This is a genomic window from Candidatus Thermoplasmatota archaeon, assembly GCA_030018475.1.
Classification (GTDB): domain Archaea; phylum Thermoplasmatota; class JASEFT01; order JASEFT01; family JASEFT01; genus JASEFT01.
On the sequence record JASEFT010000101.1, the window covers coordinates 1 to 1,482 of the forward strand.

The 1,482-nt window shown below is 41.7% G+C and carries 2 protein-coding genes; one reads left to right on the forward strand and one right to left on the reverse strand.

Annotation, left to right across the window (positions count from 1 at the left end; genetic code table 11):
• On the forward strand, positions 1-1,265 hold a 1,265-nt coding region (locus QMD21_07710; protein MDI6856648.1), incomplete at its 5' end, for a carboxypeptidase regulatory-like domain-containing protein.
• Between the two features lie 8 nt (positions 1,266-1,273).
• Here QMD21_07710 and QMD21_07715 read toward each other — a convergent pair.
• A partial coding sequence (locus QMD21_07715; GenBank protein ID MDI6856649.1) for a hypothetical protein occupies positions 1,274-1,482 on the reverse strand: 209 nt, incomplete at its 5' end.

Consider the following 1,482-nt stretch of genomic DNA (forward strand, 5'->3'; position numbering starts at 1 on the left):
CTGATAATTATAATAACACAGCAAGCCATCCGGAAACAGGAAATAATACAGTTATTATACTTCCTGTAGCAAGCTACATTTCAGGCAGAGTGATAAATTCAACTAACGAAACAGAAGGCATTGCAAGTGCAAACGTAACTGTTTTCAACGAAACTTTCTCTAACTCTAGTCTAACAAACGCAACTGGCTATTTCAATATTACAGTACCTCCTGGAGATTATACCATAAAAGCGAAAAAGCAACATTACTGGCGCGATGAAAGACCTGTAAAAGTAGAGCATGCCAAGCCAGCAGAAAATGTGACGCTTGCACTTTATTACGATGCTACAGCCCCTGTTATTGACCTTAACACAGCAAATCCTCCGAACGGCAGTATTATTACAGATTCTACACCTGTTATTTCTATAAATTATACAGACTCGCCCAAGGGTGAAGAGGGAATTGACGTGGAGTCTGTAATACTAAAAATAAATAATCGCGCTGTAGCTCCTACTATAACCAACAAATCGGTAACTTATAATCCTCCGTTAAGTGGTTTAGATGATGGCGAATATACCGTTTACGTTGAGTTGAGGGATAGAGCCGGCAATCCTTGCAATGCAAGCTGGTCTTTCACAATAGTCACTAAAGGCACCGTGAAAGGTTTCGTTAAAGACTCCTACGGCAATGCTATCAGAGGAGCTACTGTAGAATTGCTGAGTGAAACTGCAACTGTTGAGAGCACAGCAACAGACCAAGACGGCAGTTATGAATTTCTTAATATTCGCAAGGGTCGGTATTGGGTGCGAGTAACAGCTGACGAGCTCCGATTCAAGGCGAAGACGGTTTTAGTAGAGCCTCTTGGAATTGCATGGGCAAACTTTACTGCAGAAGCAGTTAGAAGCTATATCTTCGGATACGTTATCGACGAAAATAACAACCCAGTTGTTGGTGCAAAAGTTACTGCAAGCTCTCCTTACTATACAGCTCATGCTTATACTAACCTCTCAGGCTATTACAAAATTCTAGGGCTTCCGGTTGGTATTTATAACCTAACTGCTGAGAGGTCAGGCTATCAAACAGGGCAAAGAACAATAAGTTTGACTCAGGAAGAGCCTCTTGAGCAAGTCTTTGTACTAGCGAAGAGCCCTGAGCTAGTAGCGCCAGCACAGAAAAAGCCTGCATTCATACCAGACGTTAGTATTGCAGCTGCAATTCTGGCTCTTATCTTAATTGCAGGAGTAAATACTCTGCGACATAGATTTCGACGTAAAATATCGATATAAAAAAGAGATTATTCGTTTTTCCATGCGGTAACGCCAGTCACATATACCAGATAGCCTTTTCCACGCTGTAGCTCGAAATTACCTAAGCTCGCTCCTACTGTATGAGTAACAAATCTTCCTAATGCATCATCGTAATAGGCTATTGCACTGCAATTACTGCCAATGCTCTTCGCCAGCTCGCTTGCGTAAATTGCAGTTTCATTGAACCTTCCTATAG